Annotated in this window: 4 protein-coding genes; 1 reads left to right on the top strand and 3 read right to left on the bottom strand. The window is 73.4% G+C overall.

Annotation, left to right across the window (positions count from 1 at the left end):
* Nucleotides 1-222: 222 nt before the first annotated feature.
* Nucleotides 223-729 carry a GNAT family N-acetyltransferase gene (locus FE256_RS17710; protein WP_138178269.1) on the bottom strand — a complete coding sequence of 169 codons (507 nt, stop codon included), beginning with the start codon at nt 727-729 and terminating at the stop codon, nt 223-225.
* On the bottom strand, nt 726-1,076 hold the full coding sequence (locus FE256_RS17705; RefSeq protein WP_138178267.1) for an ArsR/SmtB family transcription factor: 351 nt from the start codon (nt 1,074-1,076) through the stop codon (nt 726-728). The genes FE256_RS17710 and FE256_RS17705 overlap by 4 nt, the downstream gene beginning before the upstream one ends.
* A gap of 100 nt (nt 1,077-1,176) precedes the next feature.
* Between FE256_RS17705 and FE256_RS17700 the strand changes: the two genes are divergently transcribed.
* Entirely contained in the window at nt 1,177-2,490 is a 1,314-nt protein-coding gene (locus FE256_RS17700) for an FAD-dependent oxidoreductase (protein ID WP_138178273.1), read from the top strand.
* Between the two features lie 51 nt (nt 2,491-2,541).
* Here FE256_RS17700 and FE256_RS17695 read toward each other — a convergent pair.
* A partial coding sequence (locus FE256_RS17695) for an arsenate-mycothiol transferase ArsC (protein ID WP_252371085.1) occupies nt 2,542-2,936 on the bottom strand: 395 nt, incomplete at its 5' end.

The raw sequence follows: 2,936 nt of genomic DNA, 5'->3' as shown, positions 1-2,936 counted from the left end.
GTCCGGGGCCGTGGTCGGGGGCTGGGCTGCGCGGAGCGTCGGGGCCGTGGCATCCCTGTGCCGTTCCGTCTCGGTCGCGCGGAGCGTCGGGGTCGTGGCATCCGCCGCTTCTTCGCCATAAACGCTCCCTGCACTGGGAAACGCCCTCAGCGAGCGTTTCTCGCCGCAGGGAGCATTTCTCGCGCGGTTGGCGGGAGGACGATCGAGCTGCGGGCCTGACGCTCAGTCGGTTCGGCGGCGCTCGACGAGGATCGTGTCCCGCCAGCGCCCGGCCCACGGTCCGCAGGTCATGAGCGCGATGCGCTCGCGCCGCCCGATGCGGCGGAACCCGGCGCGGTCGTGGAGTGCGAGGCTGGCGGTGTTCTCGGGGAAGATGCTGGATTGCACGGTCCAGATGCCCGCGTCGTCGGCCGCGCCGAGAAACGCGTCCAGGAGCGTCGCGCCCACGCCGCGCCCCCGCGCCCGATCCGCGACGTAGACGGAGTGCTCGACGACGCCGCGGTAGACGGCGCGGGTCGAGACCGACGACGCGGCGACCCATCCGATCACCGACGCGTCGGTGTCGACGGCGACGAGGCGGCCGATCTGCAGTCGGCCGGAATCGAACGTCGCCCAGTCGGGCGTCGCGCACTCGAACGTCGCGTTGCCGCCCTCGATGCCCTCGCGGAAGATCGCCTCGACCGCCGGCCAGTCGTCGGCGGTGAGTGCCCGCACGGCGACGCGGCTCACGGCCGGAGGGCGCGCGCGGCCTGGTCGAGCGCCTCGGTGATGACGCGGTAGTACGCCCATCGGCCGCGCTGCTCGCGCGTGGCGAGCCCCGCGTCGACGAGAAGCTTCATGTGGTGCGAGACGGTCGATTGAGACAGGCCGACCGGCTCGGTGAGGTCGCAGATGCAGGCCTCACCCTCGCCCGACGCGGCGATCAGCGACAGCAGACGCACCCGCGTGGGGTCGCCGAGCGCCTTGAAGATGCGGGCCGTGTGCTCGGCCTCATCGGGTGTCAGGACGCCGCCGGTCAGGGGCGTGCAGCACACCGCGGAGTCCGGCGCGGACAGGAGCGGGAGCGTCGTGGGCATGGGGCGATTCTCCCACGTCGCATTGACATTTGTCGATACATCGATGATCCTCGATCCATCGATGGTCGTCGATGCTCGCTGAGAAGGGATGAGGATTCCGATGGAGAACGCGTTGCCGGTGGTCGTGATCGGAGCGGGGCCCCAGGGCCTCGCCGCCGCCGCCCACCTGAGGGAGCGGAACGTACCGGCCGTCGTGCTCGAGGCCGGCTCCGGGCCTGCCGCGGCCGTGGCCGAGTGGGGTCACGTGCGGCTCTTCTCCGAATGGCCCGAACTGATCGACGCCGCCGGTGCGCGTCTCCTCGCCCCGACCGGGTGGGGCGCCCCGGCCTCGGGGTACCCGACGGGGGCGCAGTGGATCGAGAAGTACCTGGAGCCGCTGGCCGGGGCGCTGGGCGACGACATCCGCTACGGCAGCCGCGTCATCGGGGTGTCCCGGCTCGGCCGCGATCGCCTCATCGACGCCGGCCGCCGCGATCAGCCCTTCACCGTTCACGTTCAGCCCGTCGACGGTGAGGAGTACCGTCTCGCGGCCCGCGCCGTGATCGACGCCTCGGGCACCTGGTCCGCACCGAACCCGGCCGGAGCCGACGGACTTCCGGCCCTCGGTGAGCGTGCCGCCGCCGACCTGCTGTCGTACCGCATCCCCGACTTCCGCGACCGCGCGGGATTCGAGGGGCGGCACACGGTCGTGATCGGCTCGGGGCACTCCGCCCTGACCGCCGTTCTCGCCCTCGCGCGCATGGCGCGCCGCGACCCGGCGACCACCGTCACGTGGGCGCTGCGCCGCGCCACCACGGGGACCGCCTTCGGCGGCGGCGAGGCCGACGAGCTGCCCGCGCGCGGGGCACTCGGCATCCGGGCGAAGGAGGCGGTCGAGGCGGGGCTGGTGGACCTGGTCACGGGCTTCCGCGTCGAGCGGGTGGCGCGTGACGAGGGGCGACCCGTCCTGATCGCCGAGGACGGCCGCACGCTGACCGCCGACCGGGTCGTGGTGCTGACGGGCTTCCGTCCCGACCTGTCGTTCCTGTCGGAGCTGCGGCTGGAACTCGACCCGACGCTCCAGGCTCCCGTGCGCATCGCCGCCGAGGTCGACCCGAACGTGCACTCGTGCGGGTCGGTCGCCGCGACCGGGGCGGTCGATCTGGCCCAGCCCGAACCCGACTTCTACCTCGTCGGCGCGAAGTCCTACGGACGCGCCCCCACCTTCCTCGCTCTCACCGGGTACGAGCAGGTGCGCAGCGTCGTCGCCGAGCTCGCGGGCGATCACGAGGCGGCCCGCCGGGTCGAGCTCGCGCTCCCCGACACCGGGGTGTGCGGCGGGGCCGGGCTATTCGATGCCTCCGGCGTCTCGCTCGGCGGTGCGTGCTGCGCGCCCCCGGTCCTGCAGATCGGGCGGGCCCCGGCGGCGGTGTGACGCGACGAGAGGGGCGGGCCGATGCCGACCCGCCCCTCTCGTCGTATCGCGTCAGCGCGCGAGCAGCGTGCCCCGGATCTTGTCGGACACCGCTTCGCGCAGGGGTCGCACCGCGTCGGCATCCCACGACTCGGGGTTGGGGAAGGACCACTCCAGGACCTCGCCACGCGGGGTCGAGGGGAGCGCGAGGCCCGGCTTCATCAGCACCACGACGTCGGCGGTGTCGAGGTCGTCGGTGGTGACGTGGCGGGGGACGCGATCGGAGATGTCCATCCCGAGCTCGGCGACGGTGGCCGCGACGGCGGGGTTGACCTCGTCGGCGGGCGCGAGACCCGCGGAGGTGGCGGTGAAGCGATCGCCGGCGAGGTGCTCGAGGAGGGCGGCGCCCAGCTGCGAGCGGCCGGCGTTGTGCTGGCAGATGAAGAGGACGGTGGGGGTGGTGGCAG

The organism is Microbacterium sp. 5K110, assembly GCF_005774735.1.
Classification (GTDB): Bacteria; Actinomycetota; Actinomycetes; order Actinomycetales; family Microbacteriaceae; genus Microbacterium.
This window is presented reverse-complemented; position numbering and strand designations above follow the sequence as displayed.